Source organism: Streptomyces sp. NPDC086554 (genome assembly GCF_040686095.1).
In the GTDB taxonomy this organism is placed as follows: domain Bacteria; phylum Actinomycetota; class Actinomycetes; order Streptomycetales; family Streptomycetaceae; genus Streptomyces.
This window is the reverse complement of the sequence record NZ_JBFBJK010000040.1, coordinates 1-21,061: the sequence shown is the minus strand read 5'-3', so window position 1 is coordinate 21,061 and position 21,061 is coordinate 1. Positions and strand designations below refer to the sequence as shown.

29 protein-coding genes and 1 pseudogene are annotated in these 21,061 nt (G+C 62.0%); 10 read left to right on the top strand and 20 right to left on the bottom strand.

What is annotated here, in order from left to right:
• Positions 1-36 precede the first annotated feature (36 nt).
• The 10 genes from AB0O76_RS40610 (at position 37) to AB0O76_RS40565 (ending at position 8,844) form a co-directional block, all read left to right on the top strand.
• Entirely contained in the window at positions 37-1,035 is a 999-nt protein-coding gene (locus tag AB0O76_RS40610) for a phage tail family protein (RefSeq protein WP_365502168.1), read from the top strand.
• Positions 1,036-1,043: 8 nt separating this feature from the next.
• On the top strand, positions 1,044-2,381 hold the full coding sequence (locus AB0O76_RS40605) for a siphovirus ReqiPepy6 Gp37-like family protein (RefSeq protein WP_365502166.1): 1,338 nt from the start codon (positions 1,044-1,046) through the stop codon (positions 2,379-2,381).
• Positions 2,382-3,479, top strand: a complete 1,098-nt coding sequence (locus tag AB0O76_RS40600) for a hypothetical protein (protein ID WP_365502164.1) — start codon at positions 2,382-2,384, stop codon at positions 3,477-3,479. It begins immediately after the preceding gene.
• Positions 3,480-3,490: 11 nt separating this feature from the next.
• Entirely contained in the window at positions 3,491-4,309 is an 819-nt protein-coding gene (locus tag AB0O76_RS40595) for a hypothetical protein (protein WP_365502162.1), read from the top strand.
• Positions 4,299-5,156 carry a hypothetical protein gene (locus AB0O76_RS40590; RefSeq protein ID WP_365502160.1) on the top strand — a complete coding sequence of 286 codons (858 nt, stop codon included), beginning with the start codon at positions 4,299-4,301 and terminating at the stop codon, positions 5,154-5,156. Before AB0O76_RS40595 ends, AB0O76_RS40590 begins: the two co-directional genes overlap by 11 nt.
• 8 nt (positions 5,157-5,164) lie before the next feature.
• Positions 5,165-6,388, top strand: a complete 1,224-nt coding sequence (locus tag AB0O76_RS40585) for a hypothetical protein (RefSeq protein WP_365502158.1) — start codon at positions 5,165-5,167, stop codon at positions 6,386-6,388.
• Complete coding sequence (locus tag AB0O76_RS40580; RefSeq protein WP_365502156.1) at positions 6,372-6,926, top strand: hypothetical protein; 555 nt, start codon at positions 6,372-6,374, stop codon at positions 6,924-6,926. Before AB0O76_RS40585 ends, AB0O76_RS40580 begins: the two co-directional genes overlap by 17 nt.
• Before the next feature lie 9 nt (positions 6,927-6,935).
• Positions 6,936-7,214, top strand: coding sequence for a hypothetical protein (locus tag AB0O76_RS40575; RefSeq protein ID WP_365502154.1), 279 nt, complete (start codon positions 6,936-6,938; stop codon positions 7,212-7,214).
• Positions 7,215-7,298: 84 nt separating this feature from the next.
• On the top strand, positions 7,299-8,582 hold the full coding sequence (locus tag AB0O76_RS40570; protein WP_365502152.1) for a LysM peptidoglycan-binding domain-containing protein: 1,284 nt from the start codon (positions 7,299-7,301) through the stop codon (positions 8,580-8,582).
• A complete protein-coding gene (locus tag AB0O76_RS40565; protein ID WP_365502150.1) occupies positions 8,572-8,844 on the top strand; it encodes a hypothetical protein in 273 nt (90 codons plus the stop codon). Before AB0O76_RS40570 ends, AB0O76_RS40565 begins: the two co-directional genes overlap by 11 nt.
• A 558-nt stretch (positions 8,845-9,402) precedes the next feature.
• On the opposite strand, the gene AB0O76_RS40560 is transcribed toward AB0O76_RS40565, so the two are convergent.
• The 20 genes and pseudogenes from AB0O76_RS40560 to AB0O76_RS40465 all read right to left on the bottom strand — a co-directional run bounded on the left by AB0O76_RS40560 (position 9,403) and on the right by AB0O76_RS40465 (position 21,002).
• Positions 9,403-9,807 carry a hypothetical protein gene (locus AB0O76_RS40560; protein ID WP_365502148.1) on the bottom strand — a complete coding sequence of 135 codons (405 nt, stop codon included), beginning with the start codon at positions 9,805-9,807 and terminating at the stop codon, positions 9,403-9,405.
• Between the two features lie 119 nt (positions 9,808-9,926).
• A complete protein-coding gene (locus AB0O76_RS40555) occupies positions 9,927-10,127 on the bottom strand; it encodes a hypothetical protein (RefSeq protein ID WP_365502146.1) in 201 nt (66 codons plus the stop codon).
• 120 nt (positions 10,128-10,247) lie between these two features.
• Positions 10,248-11,693 carry a DUF3987 domain-containing protein gene (locus tag AB0O76_RS40550; RefSeq protein WP_365502144.1) on the bottom strand — a complete coding sequence of 482 codons (1,446 nt, stop codon included), beginning with the start codon at positions 11,691-11,693 and terminating at the stop codon, positions 10,248-10,250.
• A 10-nt stretch (positions 11,694-11,703) separates the two neighbouring features.
• Positions 11,704-11,892 (bottom strand): hypothetical protein, encoded by a 189-nt coding sequence (locus tag AB0O76_RS40545; RefSeq protein ID WP_365502142.1) that lies wholly within the window; start codon positions 11,890-11,892, stop codon positions 11,704-11,706.
• A 464-nt stretch (positions 11,893-12,356) separates the two neighbouring features.
• Positions 12,357-12,710 (bottom strand): annotated as a pseudogene (locus AB0O76_RS40540) (Lsr2 family protein); the annotation flags it as partial.
• Between the two features lie 96 nt (positions 12,711-12,806).
• Positions 12,807-13,073, bottom strand: coding sequence for a hypothetical protein (locus tag AB0O76_RS40535; RefSeq protein ID WP_365502140.1), 267 nt, complete (start codon positions 13,071-13,073; stop codon positions 12,807-12,809).
• Positions 13,073-13,264, bottom strand: a complete 192-nt coding sequence (locus tag AB0O76_RS40530) for a hypothetical protein (RefSeq protein ID WP_365502138.1) — start codon at positions 13,262-13,264, stop codon at positions 13,073-13,075. The genes AB0O76_RS40535 and AB0O76_RS40530 overlap by 1 nt, the downstream gene beginning before the upstream one ends.
• Positions 13,261-13,704: a hypothetical protein gene (locus tag AB0O76_RS40525; RefSeq protein ID WP_365502136.1), complete on the bottom strand. Its 444-nt coding sequence runs from the start codon at positions 13,702-13,704 to the stop codon at positions 13,261-13,263. The genes AB0O76_RS40530 and AB0O76_RS40525 overlap by 4 nt, the downstream gene beginning before the upstream one ends.
• The gene (locus tag AB0O76_RS40520) at positions 13,701-13,850 is read right to left on the bottom strand and encodes a hypothetical protein (RefSeq protein ID WP_365502135.1); all 150 of its coding nucleotides are present in this window, start codon (positions 13,848-13,850) and stop codon (positions 13,701-13,703) included. The genes AB0O76_RS40525 and AB0O76_RS40520 overlap by 4 nt, the downstream gene beginning before the upstream one ends.
• Positions 13,843-13,986 carry a hypothetical protein gene (locus AB0O76_RS40515; RefSeq protein WP_365502134.1) on the bottom strand — a complete coding sequence of 48 codons (144 nt, stop codon included), beginning with the start codon at positions 13,984-13,986 and terminating at the stop codon, positions 13,843-13,845. The genes AB0O76_RS40520 and AB0O76_RS40515 overlap by 8 nt, the downstream gene beginning before the upstream one ends.
• Complete coding sequence (locus AB0O76_RS40510; protein ID WP_365502133.1) at positions 13,983-14,228, bottom strand: hypothetical protein; 246 nt, start codon at positions 14,226-14,228, stop codon at positions 13,983-13,985. The genes AB0O76_RS40515 and AB0O76_RS40510 overlap by 4 nt, the downstream gene beginning before the upstream one ends.
• Before the next feature lie 98 nt (positions 14,229-14,326).
• Entirely contained in the window at positions 14,327-14,860 is a 534-nt protein-coding gene (locus tag AB0O76_RS40505; RefSeq protein ID WP_365502132.1) for an antirestriction protein ArdA, read from the bottom strand.
• A gap of 4 nt (positions 14,861-14,864) precedes the next feature.
• On the bottom strand, positions 14,865-15,104 hold the full coding sequence (locus tag AB0O76_RS40500) for a hypothetical protein (RefSeq protein WP_365502130.1): 240 nt from the start codon (positions 15,102-15,104) through the stop codon (positions 14,865-14,867).
• Positions 15,098-15,418, bottom strand: a complete 321-nt coding sequence (locus tag AB0O76_RS40495; RefSeq protein ID WP_365502128.1) for a hypothetical protein — start codon at positions 15,416-15,418, stop codon at positions 15,098-15,100. Before AB0O76_RS40495 ends, AB0O76_RS40500 begins: the two co-directional genes overlap by 7 nt.
• 5 nt (positions 15,419-15,423) lie before the next feature.
• Positions 15,424-15,954, bottom strand: coding sequence for a hypothetical protein (locus AB0O76_RS40490; RefSeq protein ID WP_365502126.1), 531 nt, complete (start codon positions 15,952-15,954; stop codon positions 15,424-15,426).
• Entirely contained in the window at positions 15,954-16,145 is a 192-nt protein-coding gene (locus AB0O76_RS40485) for a hypothetical protein (protein ID WP_365502124.1), read from the bottom strand. Before AB0O76_RS40485 ends, AB0O76_RS40490 begins: the two co-directional genes overlap by 1 nt.
• 3 nt (positions 16,146-16,148) lie before the next feature.
• A complete protein-coding gene (locus AB0O76_RS40480) occupies positions 16,149-16,379 on the bottom strand; it encodes a hypothetical protein (protein WP_365502122.1) in 231 nt (76 codons plus the stop codon).
• 106 nt (positions 16,380-16,485) lie between these two features.
• On the bottom strand, positions 16,486-16,800 hold the full coding sequence (locus tag AB0O76_RS40475; RefSeq protein WP_365502120.1) for a hypothetical protein: 315 nt from the start codon (positions 16,798-16,800) through the stop codon (positions 16,486-16,488).
• A gap of 16 nt (positions 16,801-16,816) precedes the next feature.
• On the bottom strand, positions 16,817-17,596 hold the full coding sequence (locus AB0O76_RS40470) for a hypothetical protein (protein WP_365502118.1): 780 nt from the start codon (positions 17,594-17,596) through the stop codon (positions 16,817-16,819).
• A gap of 1,783 nt (positions 17,597-19,379) precedes the next feature.
• Positions 19,380-21,002, bottom strand: coding sequence for a recombinase family protein (locus AB0O76_RS40465; RefSeq protein WP_365502116.1), 1,623 nt, complete (start codon positions 21,000-21,002; stop codon positions 19,380-19,382).
• Between the last annotated feature and the right edge of the window lie 59 nt (positions 21,003-21,061).

Genomic DNA, 21,061 nt, shown 5'->3' with positions numbered 1-21,061 from the left:
GGGGCCCTTTGTGTTGCCCGGATAGCGAGGTATTCAATGCCAATTCCGGGTTATCGACTCCCCAGTTGGGAGGACAACAAGCCCATCGTCGGTGTACCGCCGCAGCCGGATCGCTGGGGCCACACCAAGGTCACGATCCAGGGCGCCAACGGCACGGGGGAAGTGATCCCCTTGACTGACTTTTCGGGCCGGGCCTGGCCCGCCATCTTTCTGCAGGACGGTGCGACCGGCCTCGACATGCCTCCGATGGAGGTTCGCTCGGACACATCTCCGAACCTCGATGGGGGCTGGTACCGCTCCACCAGGGCGGCCGAGCGCGAGGTCCTGCTCCCCCTCTACCTGTACGGCATCGACCGCAGGACGATCCGCGATCTGAAACGGAAGCTGTCCCGAACCCTGAATCCGCGGAACGGGTACTGCGTGCTGCGGTTCACCGAGGGCGACAGCACATCGCGATACCTCACCGCCTACTACAACGGCGGCATGGAGGGCAACGAGGGCTCGGACGACGCCGGGTTCACTTGGTGCCGGTACGGCATCCAGCTCACCGCTATGGACCCTTGGTTCTACGGGGACCGCGACGTGATCGCAGAGTGGAAGACCGGCGTCGGCAAGGTCTTCCTGAAAGGGCCGGGAAAGCCGTTCCTTCCGTTGACCATCACTGAAGGAACTATCTCCTCGCGCGGGGTGACGATCTTCAATCCGGGCGATGTTGAGGCATGGCCGGTATGGGAGATCGCTGGTCCGGTTCGTTCGTTCACGATCTCCAGTCCGGATGGCCGCTCCTTCGGCATCAACCCGCAGGACCCCAAGGTGGACCTGATCGCGTCCGGCGAGTCGCTGACGATCGATACCCGCCCCGGCTACAAGACCATCACCCGCAGCAACGGCGAGAACTTCTGGCCGAAGCTCGATCCGAACCCCGCGATGTTCGAGCTGCCTGCCGGTGAGTCGAAGGTCAACGTCCATATGAATCCGGGTGCTTCCGATGCGGCTCTGCGCCTGAAGATCTCCCCTCGCTTCGAGAGTTACTAGGAGGAGTCATGGGTTACAGGATTTTCGTCCGTGACTCTCCTGGTGCGGACGGCAGGATGCCGCTCCTCGGTGAGATCGACACGTGGTTGAAGCTCGACTTCACAGCGCGGTTCAACCAGCCCGGCTCCTGGCAGTTGCTTGTCAGGGTCGGCACACCGCACGAGCGGCTGCTGAAGCAAGGCCGCGGAATCGTCATCTACCAGGATGGCGTTCCCGATCCGATCTTCAGCGGCGCCATCGACGCTTTTGAGAAGTACTGGACGGTAGAGCAGCACACGGGGCCTGGCTCCGTGTTCGTGGGCGGGAAGTGCGACAACCAGATCCCCTTCAACTACCTGGCCTTTCCTTCGGTCGTCGGTGGAGGCACGGACGCGATGAAGCTCCGCCCCATCTCGAACCAGTGGGAAGGCATCGACCGCAGGCCAGCCGGTGGCTCGGTGGGCCAGGCCATGTGGGTGGAGTGCGATCTCGCCTTCGGTGCCCGCGCTTTGTCGGACCGTGCACTGCCCGGCGTCGTCGTCGGCGCGAACCCCAAGGTGGGCCAGGAGGTCAAGGACACGCTCCGATATGACAACTTGGGCACGAAGTTCGGTGACTGGCTCAAGGACAAGAAGACGTTCTTCCGGTTCCTCTACAACCCGACCTCGCAGAAGATCGAGCTGAAGATCGACAACTGCCGGGACCTCGGCAGGACGATCCGGTTCTCCCCCGAGCTGAGCAACATCAAGCAGTACACGTGGCAGCTCAAGGGGCCCTCGGTCACCCGCGCCATCGTGGCGTGCCAGGGCGAGGGCAAGGACCGGTACATCTACCAGGCGAAGGACGGCGAGGCCGAGAAGGTCTGGGGCCTGGTGGTTGAGCAGTTCATTGACCGCCGTGACATCCCGCTGAAGACCGTGAAGGGCAAGGTCGAGCTGGTCGTCCGGAAGAGCGACGACGGGACCGAGGACATCGGGACCGGCCCGGACGGCAAGCCCTGGCCCGGCAAGACCCCGGCTGAACAGAAGGCCGCGGCTCTCAAGCACTACACGGAGGCCGTCCAGGAGGCCGCGAAGAACGCTCTCAAGGAGGGCGAGAAGTCAGGCCATTTTCAGGTGTATCCGATCGACACTCCGCAGTGCATGTACGGCCGGGATTACGTCGTGGGCGACATCGTCACAGTGGAAGCGGACGGCCAGACGATCACGGACAAGGTGAATGAAATAACCATCACCGTGGACGACGGGGGCCGAGTAGAAACGGTGACTCCGAAGATTGGCGATCAAGGCACCGGACAGCCTTTGAACCTCTACAAGCAGGTCTTTGAAATGCGAGAGAAGCTGCGCAAGTTGGAAGCGAGGATGTAAATGGCTGAGATCAGTTACCCGTTCGACAAGGACTCCAACATCGGAAAGCCCGAAGAGGGCGGAGGCCGGCAGGCCGTCACGCAGAACGACTGGCAAAACATGGCGACGCAGTTCGCAGACGACCGGATCGACCACGTTCTGAACAGCGGGAACATGGTCGCGGAGTCGATGCCGTTCTACGCCGAGGTGTACGACGCGAACACCATCAAGGTGCAGCGAGGCGAAGCGATGGTCGGCGGCTTCTACTACAAGCTGGACGCGGCGACGACGGTCCGCGTGGAACACAACCTGGACCAGAAGTACGACCGCCAGGACCTCTTGGTTATCCGGGCCGATCTCGCCAAGGGCTACGCCAAGTTGGAGGTGTCCCAGGGAGCGGCTACGGCCAACCCCCAGGTGCCGAAGGTCCTCAAGGAGCGCGGAGGCCGCTGGGAGCTGCCTCTCTACGTGATCCGTGTGCCGAAGAAGCAGGGACAGCCAGTCATCTCCCCCGTGCACCCTTACAAGGCTCCGGAGGACGTTTCCGCGGTGGCCCCGGCACAGTCGGTAGCCGCCCACCAGGCGGAGGGTTCATTCATCCGCAACCTTGCTCCGTCGGCTGGCGGTGGCCAGTACGAGGCGTTCGCGGGTGCTGACGGCCTCACCATCACACGGGACCTGGGCGCCACAAGGACCTACACCCCGGGGATTCGATACACGCGAGTCACCCCGAAGGGTCTGGTGGCTCGTGGCCGCTATCGGCGTATCGCTCCGAACCTCATCTGGTACTCGATCGACATCAACAATCCGACGAACACCGACTACTGGAATGACGCGAAGGACAACTGCATATCCTTCACTCTCCCTAAGGATGCACCCCTCAATGGCACCAACGGCCAGGTTTTCTCCGGGGTCATGGTGAACGGCGGGTATGACGCTGGGATGCCCAACTTCGTGGACCTTCGCGGATATTCATGGGGTGGCCACAAGGGCGACTACGTTCGGATGCTTTACCAGAACGCCAAGTACCTGCATGAGGGCCTTGATTACCTCCGCGTGTTCCCCCGCAAGTCCTACATCCTCTTTTCCGGCGTCTACGAGACGCAGGGCCTCAAATAGCTGGAGGGCTCATGGCACGCAACGTATTTGGCGGCACGGCTGCTGACGCGGCCGAGAATGAATCTGGTGGCCGCCTGCCGAACCTGAAGGGCCGGGTCTACCTCACGGAGGAGTCTCCGGACGAGGTGAAGGATCTGCTCGACATGGCGGGCAACGAGCTGAAGGACGGCCTCCTCACCGACGAGCGAGGCATGATCCCGATGTTCCAGGGCCCTGATGGGGTCGAGCAGCTATGGGTGGACTTCAATGCCGGCCGGGTCATGCTGACCCCGAACGATGTCGGTACGAGGCTGAAGGCGCACACCGAGTCCTTCGACCCGCACGGCGCGAAGCAGTACACGGACAGCCGCCTGGACGCCTTCCTCTCCAAGGAAGGAGGGGAGGTCAGTCTGCCCGCGAATCAGCGCTGGCTCGGGCTGATGAACAGTTCGACCGCGCCGGGCGGGGACACGATCTATCAGAGCAACGGCGGCTCCACGTACAACTTCACCCTTCGCCAGAACGGCTCGGCGACTTTCCACCAGCACACCAAGTCGCACATCCCCGTGGAGATTCGCGCCGGGTCCAAGTCTGCTGGTGCCGAGGTCAACGGCAACGCGTTCGTCATCAACGGCAACGAGTTCGCCAACGGCAAGGGCTCGTTCAAGGTCAACTGGGAAGGCTCCATCGACACGGGCGGGGACATCACAACCCGCGGCGACGTGAACGTGGGCGGCACCGTGAGCGCGGCCAACATCGGTACCGCACGGGTGTTCTCCGGGACCACCGATCCGAAGGACCAGGGCATTGCTCTCCGTCCCGGCGATGTGTGGGTGAACTATGGCGCCTAGCTCTCCCTACAACAAGATGTTGGTCTGGGACGGGACCACGTGGGTCGAGGGCAAGAAGGTCATCTGGGACGGCTCGAAGTGGGCCGAGAAGCCCTCGGTGCAGATCTGGGATGGCGTCCAGTGGATGTTCAAGTACCCGGACCCCGTGTACTACCCGACGTGGCACGACTCCAACGGCGGGATCAAGGACGGCGAGTACCGCACCTTCAAGCTGCCGAAGGATCTGCGCCTGGGTGATTTCGTCGTGACGCTCTGCGTCTCCCGCGACTCCATGCCGCAGCTCCTCAACCCGGCCGGGAACCTGACCGGCACCAAGCAGCTCGCCTCGGGCACCTGGGTCTCCTGCGTCATGTTCCGCTACGACGGCGAGTGGAACCTCCGCAACGGTGACGCAGTGCGCTGGAGGGTGCCTGGCGGTGGCGAGTCCTCCATCGCGAACTACGTGTACCGGGGAGCTGAGACACGAGATATCCCCATCACTCCGTTCTACGAGGTGAAGGAGTACGCGAACGTCAGCGAGGTCCCCCTCAACTCACCAGCGGGCAACACGACCCTGTATTTGGCCCTGACCGAGGCGAAGAACCTTACTAACGTGCAGTTCCCCGAGGGAGTGACCTCCCACAGGCCGCCGATCCAGGGCGTCTTCGGGGAGTTCCAGCTCCTCATTCATTCCGGGGACATGCCCGGCACGGGCAGCGAGGGATTCGGCAAGGTCCTCTTCGACACCACCGTGCCGGCCGCTTCCGTCATCACCGTCAAGATTCCCGGTGACCCCAAGAGCCAGCCGGTTTGGGTTCTTGGCGATCAAATGGCCTCGATCCTCGGTAAGACGACCATTCTTCAGTGAGGTGATTCATGCCCAAGCCGAATCTGACCAAGTGGGGCAAGCGGGAAGTGGTAAACCCGAAGGCGATGACTGATCGCATCACAGCCCCGCAGAAGTACTACGGAAAGATGCCGTACTTTGCCGCACAGGGCTGCGCCAACAATACCTCGAATCCTCGTAGCGGAATGGCGCTCTACAAGGGGAAGATGATCGATGTGACGTGGCCCAAGAACAAGGTTAAGCAGTTCGGGTTCACGACTTCCGCAGACGGAAAGTACTTCATCGTCCCCGAAGATGGCATCTACCACATGTACTTCCAGGCATCCACCTACGGAGACAAGAACCGCACCATAGGAAGCAACATCAACGTCTACATCGAGGCCGAGAACAATGCGGCCGGTAACGGCGCGGTGGGTGAACTTGGTGTGGTGATTCAGCAGCACTTGACCACGAACTACTACCACACCACCCCAGTGGGGGTGACCGAGTTCCTGACCAAGGGCACCAAGCTTAAGGCGAAGGTCTACCTCGACGGCGGCGCAGAAGGCCACTGGGTAATTGCTGACGGCGCAATGGATACCACCTTCTACGCCTTCATGATCTCTCCGAGTTCCGAGGGCTGGCACTATGCCACCCCTGGGCCGGCGTCATCGATGAAGCGCTGGACCGACGACGAGTTCGTTGACGAGATTCGCATGAACGAACAAACCACCGCTCAGTTCAACGCCCTGGAGAACCGGGCACGGGTGACCGGCCGCGGTGTCACCTTCAACTGGAAGGGCCAGCGCGAGGACAAGAATGCGGTCACCTGGGCTGCCATCTACCGAAACAGCACGAAGCCCGGCTGGCTCCAGGACACGGAGGCTGCCCCCGGATGGGGCGCCAAGACAGCCGTGGAGATTCCCTGGGACGGCATCTACCTCGTTTCCGTCATCGGCAATGCTCGGCACAACACGCAGCCCGTTGCGAACGTCCAGTACATCTACCAGATCGGCGTCTACGGCAGTGGCGGCATGAGCGCGAAGCCGATCCTGCTCAGCCAGGGCGGCAACACGCGAACGGACCATGAGTCGGGCCAGATCATCAGCGACGTGGTTCCCCTTAAGGCCGGGGACAGGCTGAACGTCCGCTTCTGGGGTGCCAACACGGCAACGAACTGGGACTCAGGCCGCAGCGGATCGGTGAGCGGTAGTCGCTGGTGGAATTTCGCAGTCACCTACCTCGGAAGGGGGACCTATGGCAGCGGTGGATGAGAAGTGGACTAGTCGTCAGAAGATAGACGCAGCCACAATGAACCGCGCTTCTTACGCGCCGATTCAAACCCTGGCCAACCCCCCGAGCATGCGGGCGGCCGGTATGTCCAATGACAACGTGACCGGCGAAGTTCCGATCACCTGGAAGCAATTCAGCACCGTGGGCGGGTTTACATCTAGCAATCGGAGAGACTTCAAGCCGCCCTTGGCCGGCCTCTACTGGGTGACGTGCACAGCCACGATGACAACCCCAGGAAACTGGAATGGGCTAACTAGCACGGGAACCTTGCTAATTCAGGTGGGAACCACTGACGGCTCCTCAACTCCGACAATCCTGAAGGGCTTCACCTCGACCAAGGTGAAGGGAAGCTACCAGTCTGTTCACACTTCCGGCCTGATGTTCTTGAACGCTAGACAAACCATCTGGACTTCGATCCAAAGCTACGGCGGGACATGGACAAAAGCCAAATCCGGGAACCCGGATGAAGCGCTCTCCTCCTTCTCCGCGGTTCTCATATCTCCCGACGCGACCGGTTAGCGAGGCCGCATGAATACGACGACTCTCATATTGAACCTCTTCGGAATCGTAGGAATCCTAGCCACCGTGATCGGTGGCTTTGTTGTTGTCCGGGCTGCGAAGGAAGCCAAGACAGCCGAGGTATGGAAGGCCGAGGCCGAAGCCCAGAAGGCTCGCGCTGACCGCCTTCAGGAGGACCTGACCGAGATCAAGGACCGCCTTGGTCGCATCGAGGAAGAGAACAAGCGCCTGGTGCAACTGGTCTCCATCATCGACCCAGAGCGACTGAGCATCTTTCGCCACAACTGAATGAACGAACCAACTGCGACCAGTTAGTTCACGCAGGGGCCGTCCGGCTGGGCGGCCCCTTTGTCATGCCCGGAAGGGGGCAACATGAGTCAGGTTTCAAAGGTCCTTTCCATAGCCAAGGGAGAGGTCGGCTACCAGGCAGAGCGCGCTCCAGGTGAGCGCCCCTCTGGACATCAGAAGTACTCGGCGCAGGTTCCGGGGCTTGAGTGGTCCAACTACCAGCCCTGGTGCGCGACCTGGACGAGTTGGGTCGCCATGAAGGCCGGTGTCGCCGCCCTGTTTCCGCGCACTGCCTCTGTGTGGACCGCGATGAACTGGTTTAAGCAGCGCGGCCGTTGGAGCGCCTACCCGGCTGTGGGCGCCCAGGTCATTTACGGGACGACGGGCAGCACGCATACCGGTATCTGCTACGCCTACGACGAGACCTACATATACACCTACGAGGGGAACACGTCCCTCACGAACAACGCCAACGGCAACAAGGTCATGGCCCGCCAGCGCCGACGCCGCGACGCCTACGTACACGGCTACGGCCTGCCGGCCTTCACTGAAGGGATCGTCACCGCAGACCCCACCAGGAAGGGCAAGGCGGGATTCACCTACGCTGCCAAGGCCGCGGGTTCGACCAGCGGCAACGGGGACTCCTCGGGTACGAGCACGAGCCGGTACAAGGTCAAGAAGGGGCAGACCCTCGGCGGCATTGCAGCCGTTCTCGGCGTCTCCCTGGCGGCGCTCCTGGCGGCCAACCCCGGCATCAAGAACCCGGACGTGGTCCATCCGGGGCAGGAGATCAACGTCCCAGCTAAGCCCAAGCCCCCGGCCAAGCCGAAGCCTCCGACCGAGAAGCCCAAGCCCAAGCCGACGAGGCCCCCGACGAGCGGGGGAACGTACACGGTCGTCCGGGGGGACTCGCTCTCCTCGATCGCCAACCGATTCGGTGTCAGTCTGACCCAGCTCATGAGCTGGAACCCCGGCCTGGCTGCCAATCCCCATCTGATCTTCGTCGGGCAGAAGGTGAAGGTCCGCGGTGGCAAGCACGCCGCCCAGCCGACGCCGACCGTCGTGAAGGAGCTGAAGCCCCGTGAGCAGTTCCGTCCCTCGAAGCCTGTTGCGCCTGCGGTTCAAAAGCCCTCACAGGATGACCGTCTGGCCCGGATCGAGAAGGAGCTGCGAGAGGTCAAGGGCAAGCTCGATGAGGTCTCCGGGAAGCTCGACAAGCTGACTCCGCAGACCAGTCGGAAGCCGACCGAGGAGCCCGAGCCCGTGAAGCCGGACGTGCCGGTTCAGCCCGAGGTCTCGACGCCAACGCAGGTGCCCGTCGTCCCCCAGCTCGTCATCCCGACCCCGGAGGTTACTCATGCTCCGTAAGCACATCGTGCGCCTTCTTGGCGCCCTGGCCGCGCTGACTCCCTGGCTGGTCGCACAGTTCCCGGGTATCCCATGGGAGGCGCTGATCCCGTTCTCGCTCGCCCTGCTCGGTGGCGCTGAGGTCGCACAGCGGGTCGAGGACCAGAAGACTGGCACCGCCCTCTCCGAACCCTCCCCCGACGAGGCCGCAGCAGCGGCCCACCTCCGTCTCGCGCTCCTGGAGACGGAACACGCTTCCAAGGGTGGGACCTTGGAGGAGTAGATGAGAACACCCGTGAATGAATGAACTAACCACAACACAATGGTTGGTACAAAATGGGTACAAAAAAGAGCCGGGGCCCGCTTGGGGCCCCGGCTCTCGTCAGTTTCACCTCAAGGGCTCAACCATTCTCTGCACCCGACAGTATCGGACGCCACATCTCCAACTGGGCGACAGTCCTTTGGAGTTCACTGACCACCTTGTCAAGCTCGGCCTCCGTCGTGACCTCGAAAGAACCAGACTCGCCTTCGATCTCGACGTATGGCCCTGTCTGTCCGCCACCTAGCCTGCCCCCAATCATACGGAGGCCGAATCTTGGGGGCTGGAATCCCTTAGCGCGCGGGACATCCCAAGTCAGCGGCTCACTTTCGTGGAATACACCGTCACCGACGATGAGCGGCGGTGCATCCCTCTCATGCTCGGCGACACACCAAGTCGGACAATCTCCGCAAGATTGACTATGGACGATCGAGTTGTACATAAAATAAGAAACTACCCCAACTTGTTCGTTGCGATGCAGTCGGGGCGTCGCCAGGCCACCCCCGACCTTGAACGCAGCCGTTACTCGTTGACGTGCTTCACGGCCTTGTCCAGGATCGGCAGCTTGCCCGGACAGTGCTGCTTGTAGATGGCCCGGTAGGCGTCTTCCGCGGCCTTGTCCGCTCTGGACTCGGGAACCCCGTTGTCGGCTGCGAGGTTGGCGATCGTGATCAGACCACCACTGACGCCCCCAACTGCTACGCCCTCGTCCTCGGGCTTCGAGCAGAGGTCCTTGACGGACAGGTCCCACACCTTGTCCTCGCTGATCCAGCCCCCGTTATCCTTCACGGCCTGGACGACGTACGCCTTCGGAGAGTCGGCCGGCTCGCTCGCCTGGCCCTCGCTGCCACTACTTCCACAGCCGGAAAGCGTGGCTGCCACCCCGAGGGCGAGCGTGACGACGAGGGCAGTCTTCCTTGTGTGCATATGCCTAACCTATCGACATATGCGACACCGTTGATCATGGGGACTAGCGAAGCCCCAGTTCGTTCATGCCAAACGAAAGGGCCCCTCCGGTTGGAGGGGCTCTCACGTCGAAGCTGGGACTACGGGACCGCTTGCCCCAGCTTCACGACCTTGATCGGACGACCAGGCTGGCCCGTCCGCAGAGACTCGACCACAGCGCCGATCCGGATCACAGCGGATTCGACGTCTCCTGCCTCCGCCCCGAGCTGTCGGAGCAGCGAGGACCAGGCGACGCCTGTCGGCCCGGCATCGCTCAGAATCGTCTTCAACTCAGCGTCCAACGTCAGCCTCCTCCATCTTGTCCATGTTGATCCAAAGGCCGGGTGCCCAGCGTCGCGCCAGGTTCGCGTACCTCCCCTGCACGATGCGGTTCGGCCGCCTCTGTGGCATCTGGCTGGGGCTCACAGCAGGTCTGCCATCGAAATGGCCATCTGGTCCTCCTGGCGCTCTGAGATCGCCTTCGACGGCCCCACCTCCTTCTGCTTCGCCGTCTTCTTGGCTGGGGTCTTCTTCGCGGCGGCCTTCTTGCCCGCCGCCTTCTTCAGGGTCGGGGTCGGCCGCTGGGGAACGACCGAGAGCTTCGGCCGCTCCTCCTTCTGCTCCTGGCCCTGGCCGACCTCGGGCTTCCCCTCAACCAGACGGATCACGAACGAGGGGGCACCGCCCTTTGCACCGGAGCCCTTCCGCTCCATCTCGACATCCGGCATTCGCTCGATCGCTGCGTTCAGCGAGTCGGCGTTGCCCCGGGTACCGAGCGACCGCAGCATGAGCGTGCGGGTGCACTCCCCGCCATAGCGGTGCAGCGTCTCGCGGATGATCTGCTCGATGGACTTCATGGTGCGGCCCGTTCCCTGCTGTGCCTCGTTGATGAGCTTTTCGGTGCAGGCCATCGAGTACTCGATGATTTCCTTCGCGGCCTCCCACGCCTTGGCCGAGACGACCGTCTTCCGCTCGGCCGCCGTGAGGATGCAGGCGAGACGGATCAGGTTCTCGTCCCCACGCTCGATGAAGCACGAGACGTTCTCGGGTAGCTCGGCCATGCGGTCATCGAAGGCCAGCCGGTAGGCGTCGTGCTTCTGCGCAGCCTCCGGGGACAGCTCCATCACACGGACCTTCTCCCGAGCCCACTTGTAGGCGCGGGTCAGAGCGGGGGTTTCCTTCACCGCGGAGAGCGGGTTGCCGTTCGAGGTGGGCAGGTTCTTCGACTTGTCCACGATGAAGTGCGGGATGCGGTTGAAGGCACCGCCAAGCGCGTGCTCGGGCTTCACCAGCGGCGCCCAGCGGCCAGGCTGAATGTGGACGTGGTAGCCCATGAGAGGCCGCTCGATCCGCTGCTCCTCGCGCTTCCCTCCCTTGCCCTTGGTGGTGTTGGCGACGGCCACTCCGTCCCACGCGTTGATGAGCTGATCGTGGTAGGTGGCGTCACGGTTGGCGCGCTTGAGGATCGACGCCCATTCGTCTTCCGCGACCATCACGCGACCGTCCCGGCCGTCCTCGGAAGTAAGTGACTCCTGCTCGACCTCGAAGAGGGTCGTCACGAGTGCCGGCCCGCTGCTGATCCCCTTCCGGGACCTGGTGGCGAGGAACCCACCGATCGACGGGCCAACGACCGCTAGTGCAGTGGCCAGTGCGAAGCCCTTCCGTCCGAGCTTCGACCGTCCGACGAGCGCCGACCAGAACACGGTCGGCCGCCCGTTGGGCTGGAGGACCTGACCGTTGACGGCGGCCGAGAACAGAGAGAGCGTCGCCGCGTAGACGCCCACGGCGTCCGCCTCGGTGTGCGGCATGGCCGCCTTCACCGCCTTACCGAGCGGGCCGTACGCCATCTTGTTGAACTGCTGACTCACGTCGATCTCCTTACGCTGCTGCGGTGTTGGTGACGGCCTGGCCGAAGAGGTCCGCGAAGTACGCGGCGAACCTGTCGGCGTGCTCCTGGCACAGGTCGTAGGTGTCGTCCTGGACTTGCAGGGTGGTGACGGCTTCTCGCTGCTTGTCCTTCGCTGCGCAGCCGTCGCAAGTGATCTGTTCGACCATTCGTCGCGCCATTTCTTCGCTCCTGAACTGAGGGGCCATGAACAAAGGGCCGCCCCACTGGGGCAGCCCTCGGCTCAAAGCTCATCGGGTCACGCGTCGTGCTGCTTGTGAACCTGGTAGGCGTACCGACCGAACGGGGTCACGTCCTCGTCGCTGTCGATGAACTCGAAGTTGCGGAGGCGAGCGGACGACGTACCGAGCCCGGAGACCTTCCCGCCCTTGCCTCGCGGAACGTCCCCGACGAGCTGACCGAGGACCTTGAGGTTGAAGCCCGTCAGCGTGTGCACGCGCTCCAGAAGCGTCATGTCCTCGATGCGGGCCGTGCGCTCGCAACCCGAGCCCTCACGCTTGTGCCAGTTCTTCTCGCGGCCTTCCGGGACCGGCAGCGGCCGGTAGTGCTTGGCCGCCTCCTCCTCGCTCTCGATGACGCCAGAATCCAATTTCGTTACAGGAGTGGCGGAAGGGGCGTCCGAGGGACCGTCGAGGACCGAGCGGCGGTACGCCTCCTGGATGTCGTCGGGGATGCGGCCACGGTCGTTGACCTTGAAACCGTTGCCCTTGGCCCACTCGCGTACGGCCTTGGTGTCGAGCTTGTTGCCGTTGCGGGCTGCGGGCCGCTGGACGGGTCGGCCGGCCTCGTCCCTGGCCTTCCTCCCGGCCTCGATGTACGGGGCCAAGAGCGCGCGAAGCTCCTGCTCGTTGTCTCCGGTCAGGTCGATCTCGTAAGAGACTCCGTCGAGCCCGAACGTGACGTTCGAAATGGTGCCGGGCTCACTGCTCTCCGTGCCGTCGATGTCGTCAATGAAGAGGGTGATGAGCTTCTGGGCCATGGCGCTTTGCCTCCAAGGGATGGGGTGTTGGGTTGACCGACTGGCCATGGCAAAGGCCCCGACCGAAGTCGGGGCCTCACCAAGGCTGTTCGGGGCTTAGCCGTACTGCTCCTCGTACATGGCGATCTCGGCCGTGTTCAGCCGTGCCAAGACCTGATCAACGAGGATGGTCGGGAAGTTCAAGAGCGTGTGTGCTTCCTCCGCGCCGCACGTGAAGTGCGTCGGCTCCCCGTTTCCGGCGAGCGTGAAGTGTGCGGCCCCGTCGTCGTCCGTCCAAATGTCGAGCCACATCGGAACTGTCATCTCCAGGAACGAGTCGCACTCGTCCACGGGGCAGGGGTAGCGGGTCAGGTTGTCGCTCATCAGGGGGCCTTTCGGATTGCGGTTATCTCGATGTCGTCGGCCCGACCGGCCGCCCCGTAGTGGCTGATGCTGAGCATCAACGGGAACTCCTCCAGCGGGTTGCGGCCGTCCTCCAGCACGCAGAGGCGGAGCCACGAGAACCCCTCGGCGTCCGTGAACTCGACCTGCCATTTGGTGATGCCGTCGCTCATAGCTCGACCTCTTCGGGCTCGGCCTGGAAGAACTTCACGAACACCGGCTTCAGTGCCGCCCGCCGTGCCCGCCGCTCCGGGCGGTTGAGGTCACCAGGCAGCACGGCAACCGCTCGATCTATCAGCAGATGCGGCGAACGGTTCCGGACGTGGACCGCACAGCGTTCGCACGATGCCCACGCCTCGGAGTAGACGCGCGTGACTCCGCCCTCGATGTGCACGATGGCCTTGCGGGTGTAGAAGGCGGTCATGGGCACGTCCGCAGAGCAGAAGTCACAGACCCCCAGCAGCCGGCCTGGGTCCTGGGGTACCGGCACGGCCGCGTGGTCCCACTCCTTACCCACCCAATCGGGGTGCACGTACCTGGAGCCCAAGAAGTCCGTGCGGTAGTTCAACGGGGTGCAACAGGTGTCGCACATCCTCTTGTCGGCCTCGGTCACGACGGCTCGACCTCCACGGGGGTAAGGACGATCTCTTGGCCGTTGTCCAGGGCGTAGACCAACTCGTCGCCCTGCACTTCGAGCACTTCGCAGATATGCGCGATGTCGTCCGTGCTCAGACAGAGGCGGGGTAGGCGGCTACTCACTTGCGTACGCTCCGATCTTTTGGAGGAAGGCCCGGCAGCCGTCGCAGATGGCGACGGAGCCGAGTACGGGATGGGGGATGGTCTCGACGGCCGCCCGGCCCTCGTAGACGTGGCGGGCGCTGTACTCGCACGTCATGCCGCAACCGCGTCTTCCGTGATCTGCGTGGTGCGGCTGTCCATGTAGGCCGCTACCGCTTCCTTCACGAGCATCGCGGCCACCGCCGGGGGGTGGTGGTAGTGCTTGGCGGCATCCCCACACATGGCCCAGACGTGTTCCATCTCGGCCCTGCGGCCGTCCATGGTGAGTGCGTGGGCGGCCTCTATCGCGGCCTCTCGGATCTCCGCACGATCGGTCTCGTACGCCTTCATCGCGCCCATGTCGGGCCTTCCTTCCGTGCTGGTGGTGCAGAGTCTTAGCGACTCACCCCCAGACCCTCACACTCCAACTTGAGGGCCTGAGAGAAAGCGGCTAAGCGTCAGTAGTTGCGGACGAAGTGCCAGGTGCCGCGCCCCTCGTACAGGGCGGACTCGCCCGAGAGCAGCCGGTCTTGGGCCTCGCTGATCGCGATGGCCCGCATGTGGCTGTGGTACTCCTTCGGCAGGTTCTCCCAGTAGTGGTCTTCCTGCTCGATGATGTACGCGCCGTAGGCGTTCTCCTCCGGGCCTATCTCTTCCTCCACCGTGCCGATGAACCGGTCTTGGCAGGTCTCGTACAGGTCCTCCGTGTCCACCTCTCCGTGGAAGTGGCTGACCACGACGGCGGGGAAGTCGTCCAACGCGAGAGCGATCAAGTGGAGGTCATCAAGGGACTCGTACTCTCCGAGCGAGATACCGCCGAACCCGTCGTAATCGTGGATCGCGTACTCTTCCGCGCCCTTGATGGGCGACCGCTCCAACATGAGCTGAATCTCATGGTTGATGGAGTCCGGGTCTTGGGTGGCGTCGATCCACTCGCCGTGAAGGATGCCGTTGTTGTACGCGGCGAGGCAGGCCGCATAGATCTGGTGCATGGGGTTAGCTCCTGGGCTTTCGAGCGTCAGCAATGGGGATGATGTCGGGGCATGTGATCTCGTGCGGCTGCTCGCCCTTCTCGGCCGAGTACCAGTCCTGCACCACAAGGTGTGTGATGTTGGCGCGCTTCATCTTGGGTTCGCCGTACACAACCCCGATGACCTTTCCGCGCTGCCACGAGCGAACGTGACGCGTCTTGTACTCGACGCGTAGACCGATCTCGACGGCGGCCGAGCTCACCATCCCGACCACCACGAGCGGACCTCTTCCGGGTCTTCGTCGTAGCACTCGGTTATGACCTCATCCAAGGTGTAGTGCGGGTTATCCAGAAGGGTCATGACCGCGTTAACGACCATGTTCATCAGGTCCGTATCCCGCTCGCTCCCGGTGAGTTCATCGGCCACCAGGTCCGCGCCGTTGTTGACCGCGTTGGAAATGTCCTCGCGAGTCCAGACGTAGACCGGCTCGTGAATCTCTCCGGTGAGTGCTGCCGCGCGCTCGCCCACCTTCACCACGTCGGAACCAATCACCCGCGTGATGTCCTGAGTTACCGTCATTGCTCTTACTCTCCGTCTCGCACAAGCGCCGCGTGTCCGTGCAGGACCGCGACATGCCCCAGATAGGGGGCGGCATCCTTGAAGATCTCTTCTGCCTTTTGGCGTGCGTCGTCGCTCGCATCGCAGGCATTCGCGGACCACACGTAGAAGGTCACGGGCTCGTCTTGGCCGTAGTCGCGGACGTCGTCCGCTCCGGACTCCCACCAGTCCGATTCCCAGTCCATGACGACCGTGTAAGGGTTCATGCCGGGGTGAGCGTGGGCCGCTTCGAACTCTCCGCGAAGCGTCTTCAACAGGTCGAGCGAATCCGCCCCGTTGCCCTTCACGCGCCACTCAAATTCGTGCCACTTGATGCGCTGGATAGCGTCCCGCAGGATCTTGGACGCGACCGAACCCTCTACCGGGCAGACGTGTTCTTCCCACTCGCAGTGACCGCAGTAGACCGTTTCCCCGCCGTCCTCGTAGTCGGACGGGTAGGCCAACAGGTCCATGCGGCATCCGTTGCAGACAACCTTGCCGTAGTCGGTAACCGCCATCACTTGCCGCCCTTCAGGGTCACGGTGTCTATGAGTGAATCGTCAATCTCGTGCCGGTACTTCACTTCGTCTTCGCTGGACACGTCCCACCAGAATTCATCTGCCAACTCCCACGCCGCGTCCTCGTTTTCCGCCTCGATATCGAATCGGTACGTAGCCGTCTGGAAGACCTCAACCTGATACGTCGGCATGGTTCAGCGGCCCTCGATCCAGACGCCGTTATAGTCAATTCGAGCGGCACCGGTAAGGAATCCATCGGCCGCGCCGTGACCCTTGAGGGGCACCCAAATGCCCACATGGTCACCCTTGATGTATTCAACGGTCCCCCGGTAGGCGCCTGCCTTCCACCCCATGTACGGGTCATCACCCATGCGGATTCGGACGCGCTTCCCCACGGGGAAACACGTCAGGTCCAGGGTGCTCATGTGCCGTGTCTCTGCCATCGCATCTCGCCTTTCGTGTCAACTCTCTTCGGTTCTGAGAGTCCATAGCCAGGCTCACACTCCAACGTGTGGGCCTGACTAAAGCCGCTCAGGTACAGCCGGTGGCTACGTCTATCTCGTGCTCGGACCACATGAACAGTTCGCCGCATTCCCAGTGGAAGGCGAACCCGTCCGGGGCCCGATCGGACAGGTAGTCCGTTGCTTCGTCCGCGAAATCGTCCATGTCCCACGCGTCGCTATCCGCTAGCGCGTTGGCGTAGAACGCCTTCAGCAGCCCGTGAATATCAGGGTGGTCGGGCTTATAGCCGTAGCCCATGGCTATCTCGACCACTCGCCCAACGTTGGTCCACCCAAAGTGGCCGTCCAGCCAACAACCGGCCGCTTCAATACCGATCGCATTCATATGCTCACACTCCAACCTAGATACCCAACTTGAAGCCACCGTGCGGCCAGCGCACGGGGGAGCAGGTCTCACAACCACGCTGGACCTCTCGCAGGTCCCCGACCGTGGGATACCGCGACATGTGCCGCATTGTGTCCACGTAGACCGGGATGCATTCGCACTCGCCCTCTTGCTCACGGTCGGCGCAGTCGTAGCAGACCCGATCGGACGGGTACTCACCCGTTTTGATCCACTCGTCACAGTCCATGCATTGGCTGTATTCGAGTGAGGCCAACGCGTCTTCCACATCACAGGATGAGCAGTTGGAGCAGTGCGGGACTTCCGGCATTTGCCGGATCACATCATCGCCCGTGACCCCTCCAGGGAGCCGGTACAGGTCCTCAATCATCTTGACTGCGTTGTCCCATTCGAGATCAGACAGTCGCTCATCATCCAAGACGGGATAGCCGCCCAGGGCTCGCCCGATGCTGCGGGCAATCTCGTGCCCGGCACGGTTGGACGCGTCCCACACGAGCCACCCATTCACCTCATGGGTTTCGACCCCGGCCGACTTGAACGCTTCCCGTGCGGACTCATAGTTGACCCGCAACAGGTTCTCTCGACAGTCGCAGTTGTAGTACCCGTATTCGGACCACGTTTCGAGCGGTTCGCCCGTACCATCATCCACCAGGCCGAAGCCTGCCCAGCACATTTCCCGCGCCTCTTCGGCGAAGTCATCAAGGCTGTGCCGATAGTACGGCTGACGCTCCGCGTACTCCCGAGCGAACTCATTGAACTTGACGTCAAGAATCGTCATCGCTGTACCTTTCGTTTGATGACTAGCTCGGCACAGACAGACTCACACTCCAACTTGTGAACCTGCCTGAACCAGACTAGGCAGCGTTAAGAATGACCATGATCTGACACAGGGCACAGAGGTACCCGGCACCTTCGGTCCACCACACAAACCGCGTGCGCTCGCACTCTCGACACGTCCCGAGCGCCATCACTTTTCGCCTTTATCTCGCGGTATCAGAACCTCTCTGATACTCACCCCCACACACTCAGTCTCAGACGCTTAGAGGCGCACCTAGGCCCGTCGCTCACGGCTTTGGGTCTGTACGCTGGACACGTCGTGTTGATGGGTGTGTGAGAGTCAATCTCAGATGGTTACGGGGTACCTTCCCCGCTAGCTTAAATGCCTGATCTATCCATCTCGGGGCGATCACTTCCCGCTATCTGCTCACGTAGCCCGCCGATCATCGCGAAGGTTCCTCTTCGCTCCCGTAGCCGGTGCTCGCTCCCCTAGCTATTCGCTTCTAGGGTGTGGCGCATGTGATGTTCCTAGTCGGTTTCCCTGCACCCTGTGGGCCTTTCAGGCAGGGACCTTCACTAGTACCTATGTTGTTTGAGTTCGGCCCTTAGAGAGCCGTTCCGCTCGCTTCACGCATCCCCGGTTACTGATCTCCCGTTCCGCATCCTCACTTAGTGAGTGGTACTTGGGGCGCTTTCCTGTGGGGCGTTCTTTGCGATGCCCAAACACTCTCACACTCCAACCTTGTGTGCAACAGCGTGTCCACGTCAATAGAGCTATGTACCACGCTTTGTATTGCCCTATCTGGCCCTGTAATCAAAGAGACGCACGCGATGACACATCACGCATTCATCGTCAACAGTGAATGATGTGAAAGAGGCCACAATCAGAGCATGAAAACACGCTCTGAATGCACATCGAATGCATTTCGTCAAGGGCTATCGGGCCCTTTCGCTGGTGACACATACCCTATCGGAATACGGACCTATAGCGCACCTTCAGTGACCTTTAGGCGGCATGTACCGCACCTATGCAAGTGCTAGTGATGCGTTTCAGGTGTGCCGTCAATCACATACTCTATCTGCCCGCATCGAATGGACATTCATGCACGCGACCGAAGGACTACCCCATAACACTCCGTCCGGGTCTCAATACCCACCGAATACAGTTAGTTCATTCATTCCTGGGCGGCATTCCCCGCTAGTCAGAATGCCCACAGAGATATTCACCCATTCCGAATGCCAATGCATGAACGAACTAACCATAATACAATGTCTGATACATAGGCGGGGGTAATGCCTGTGCATTCATTCAAAGGACCCACCAGGGGTGCCTTCCTTCGATCACGTACGGGTATGAACTAACTGACCAGCCTCGTGCCAGCCTTCCAGTCCCCGACCTCTAGGGACCCTCCAGGGTCTCTCAAAGGCGCTCAGATCGCCGCACAGGCCTCTTCTTGGATCGATGGCGTGGTCACGGCCACCTCATGTCGCGCTCCAACCTCACCTCAGCGTGATCTACATCTCTCTTCCGCGGTTCACTGAGAGAGTTCGGGTTCGTTCTCGCCGACGCTTTTGTTGTAAGCGGGGGTTGCATGCCCCCGCTAGTGACCAGTAAGCCGCCCGAGGGCAGGACGAGGAGCCAGTCTCCACCCCCGCCCTCCGAGGGCAGAGAGGGTGCATCAACAGTGATGAATGAATGAACTAACCGCAGTACAGATCGTCCTACAAAGTGGGGGACCCCTGCCTCGGGCCGGGGCCCCCTCGATAGCTAGCTCGTGAATGAACTAACCAACCGGTACAGCCGTGAACTCACGCAGGCGTTCAACCATGTCATCAGGGAAATCTAGAAGGACTCGTGCGGGGTTCTTCTTGTTTCCTGTCGGCCAGACCTTTGAAGTGACTCCGCATTCCCTCAAAAGCTCTCCACGCTCGGACCAGGAGAGCTTTTCCCAGGTTTGGCGGTACGTTTCGCCGGTTTCGACCCACTCAAAGTGCGGCTTGATCGCTTCTTGCGACTCCAGAGACACTTTCCGATCAGTGAGCTTCTTCAAACGGGCAATATATTCTTCCGAGCCCCCTTGATACCGGTACAGGCCGGCATCCTTCTCGGCCCGAATGTCCTGGATCAGAAGATTCACCTCTTCCAGACGCTCCCCTACGTCGTTTCCGGCATGGAACTCTCGCCTCATAGCTCGTTCATCCCCAACCCGGTCCAGGAAGTACTGCTCGATCATCACCTTCACCGCGTCCATACGGATCGTCTTCACCTCTGGATGGCATTTCCGAGTCCCATTAGCCGAGGCGCATCGAAGGTACTTGTACTCGACCTCGCCCTTTTCATTCCTGTGACCCACCACGCCGTATTCGGGCCTTCCGCAGTTGAGGCAGTAGGCCACATCACGCAGGAACATGGACGCCTTGGTCGCCGTGGCAGAGGGGTTCGCCCTTGCGGCGAGCTTCTTTTGAAGTGCCTCGAACTTCTCCCTTGTGATGAGCTGCTGTGCCCGCATGACGACCTCACCTTCGTCGTTGCGGACGGGCCGGCCGTTGTGCCAGGACTCGCCGGTGATGACTCGGTTGGTGATGAGGGCGTACACAGCGCCGGGGTGCCACTGTCCGGGGTCACGCTCCGCGGCTTCTTCCTCGGTGAGCTTTCCGGCCTTGATGAGGCGCTTGCGCTCCTTCCACTCGGCCGGGGCGACTGCGCCACGCTCCTCCAGTTTGCGGGCGATGTGGCCGGTGCTGTGCCCCTCCCAGGCCAGGTTGACCATGAGTTCCACCCACCGGATCGTGTCTTCCTCGAAGAAGAGGAAGTACTTCCCTTTCCGGTTGGGGTCGCGTACCGGAACCCATCCGTAGGGGACGGGGCCACCCTTCCAGTACCCCATGGCCCTGTGCTTCTCGGTAGCTTCCATGTTCCGGTCTTGGATGGCTTGCCACTCCCAGGAGGCGACCATGGCCATCATCTCAGCCATGATCTTCCCACTCGGGGTAGTGGTGTCGATCCCGTCGTCCGTGATGATCGCCTTGCCGTAGGTCTTCATCCAGTCCATGAGGATGTGGAAGTGGATGGCCCTACGAGTGATGCGGTCCATCTTCCAGGCTGCGATGGCGTCCCACTGCCCCATGCACGGGTTCTCTGGGGTGTGCCCACACTCGCTCGTCTTGCAGGCCGGTACGAGATCCCGGAACCACGGGCCCAGGCCCGCTCGCTCCATGGGGTTCGTGCGACCCGACACGTTGAGGTCTTCGGCTACGGCAATCAGCTCGCGGTCGTCGCGGTCAGTGATGCGGCGAAGGGTGTCGTGCTGCCTTTCAGGGCTCGTGGTGTGGTCGCCTTCGAGCGAGAGCCGAAGGTTACCGAGGCAACGTATTACCTGGTCAGAGGGGGCGTGGCGATGGAACATGCTGGCATCCTAGGTTGGAGTGTGACACTTTTGTCAAACCAACCGATGCCTGGACTGGC

Coding starts and splice junctions, on each gene's coding strand:
- AB0O76_RS40595 (WP_365502162.1), top strand. CDS start 3,491: ATGGCACGCAACGTATTTGGCGGCACGGCTGCTGACGCGGCCGAGAAT.
- AB0O76_RS40505 (WP_365502132.1), bottom strand. CDS start 14,860: ATGCACCAGATCTATGCGGCCTGCCTCGCCGCGTACAACAACGGCATC.
- AB0O76_RS40585 (WP_365502158.1), top strand. CDS start 5,165: ATGCCCAAGCCGAATCTGACCAAGTGGGGCAAGCGGGAAGTGGTAAAC.
- AB0O76_RS40575 (WP_365502154.1), top strand. CDS start 6,936: ATGAATACGACGACTCTCATATTGAACCTCTTCGGAATCGTAGGAATC.
- AB0O76_RS40570 (WP_365502152.1), top strand. CDS start 7,299: ATGAGTCAGGTTTCAAAGGTCCTTTCCATAGCCAAGGGAGAGGTCGGC.
- AB0O76_RS40610 (WP_365502168.1), top strand. CDS start 37: ATGCCAATTCCGGGTTATCGACTCCCCAGTTGGGAGGACAACAAGCCC.
- AB0O76_RS40485 (WP_365502124.1), bottom strand. CDS start 16,145: ATGCCGACGTATCAGGTTGAGGTCTTCCAGACGGCTACGTACCGATTC.
- AB0O76_RS40560 (WP_365502148.1), bottom strand. CDS start 9,807: ATGCACACAAGGAAGACTGCCCTCGTCGTCACGCTCGCCCTCGGGGTG.
- AB0O76_RS40530 (WP_365502138.1), bottom strand. CDS start 13,264: ATGAGCGACGGCATCACCAAATGGCAGGTCGAGTTCACGGACGCCGAG.
- AB0O76_RS40545 (WP_365502142.1), bottom strand. CDS start 11,892: ATGGCGCGACGAATGGTCGAACAGATCACTTGCGACGGCTGCGCAGCG.
- AB0O76_RS40470 (WP_365502118.1), bottom strand. CDS start 17,596: ATGACGATTCTTGACGTCAAGTTCAATGAGTTCGCTCGGGAGTACGCG.
- AB0O76_RS40590 (WP_365502160.1), top strand. CDS start 4,299: ATGGCGCCTAGCTCTCCCTACAACAAGATGTTGGTCTGGGACGGGACC.
- AB0O76_RS40480 (WP_365502122.1), bottom strand. CDS start 16,379: ATGAGCACCCTGGACCTGACGTGTTTCCCCGTGGGGAAGCGCGTCCGA.
- AB0O76_RS40490 (WP_365502126.1), bottom strand. CDS start 15,954: ATGGCGGTTACCGACTACGGCAAGGTTGTCTGCAACGGATGCCGCATG.
- AB0O76_RS40510 (WP_365502133.1), bottom strand. CDS start 14,228: ATGGGCGCGATGAAGGCGTACGAGACCGATCGTGCGGAGATCCGAGAG.
- AB0O76_RS40500 (WP_365502130.1), bottom strand. CDS start 15,104: ATGGTGAGCTCGGCCGCCGTCGAGATCGGTCTACGCGTCGAGTACAAG.
- AB0O76_RS40605 (WP_365502166.1), top strand. CDS start 1,044: ATGGGTTACAGGATTTTCGTCCGTGACTCTCCTGGTGCGGACGGCAGG.
- AB0O76_RS40475 (WP_365502120.1), bottom strand. CDS start 16,800: ATGAATGCGATCGGTATTGAAGCGGCCGGTTGTTGGCTGGACGGCCAC.
- AB0O76_RS40465 (WP_365502116.1), bottom strand. CDS start 21,002: ATGTTCCATCGCCACGCCCCCTCTGACCAGGTAATACGTTGCCTCGGT.
- AB0O76_RS40495 (WP_365502128.1), bottom strand. CDS start 15,418: ATGACGGTAACTCAGGACATCACGCGGGTGATTGGTTCCGACGTGGTG.
- AB0O76_RS40565 (WP_365502150.1), top strand. CDS start 8,572: ATGCTCCGTAAGCACATCGTGCGCCTTCTTGGCGCCCTGGCCGCGCTG.
- AB0O76_RS40580 (WP_365502156.1), top strand. CDS start 6,372: ATGGCAGCGGTGGATGAGAAGTGGACTAGTCGTCAGAAGATAGACGCA.
- AB0O76_RS40535 (WP_365502140.1), bottom strand. CDS start 13,073: ATGAGCGACAACCTGACCCGCTACCCCTGCCCCGTGGACGAGTGCGAC.
- AB0O76_RS40515 (WP_365502134.1), bottom strand. CDS start 13,986: ATGACGTGCGAGTACAGCGCCCGCCACGTCTACGAGGGCCGGGCGGCC.
- AB0O76_RS40600 (WP_365502164.1), top strand. CDS start 2,382: ATGGCTGAGATCAGTTACCCGTTCGACAAGGACTCCAACATCGGAAAG.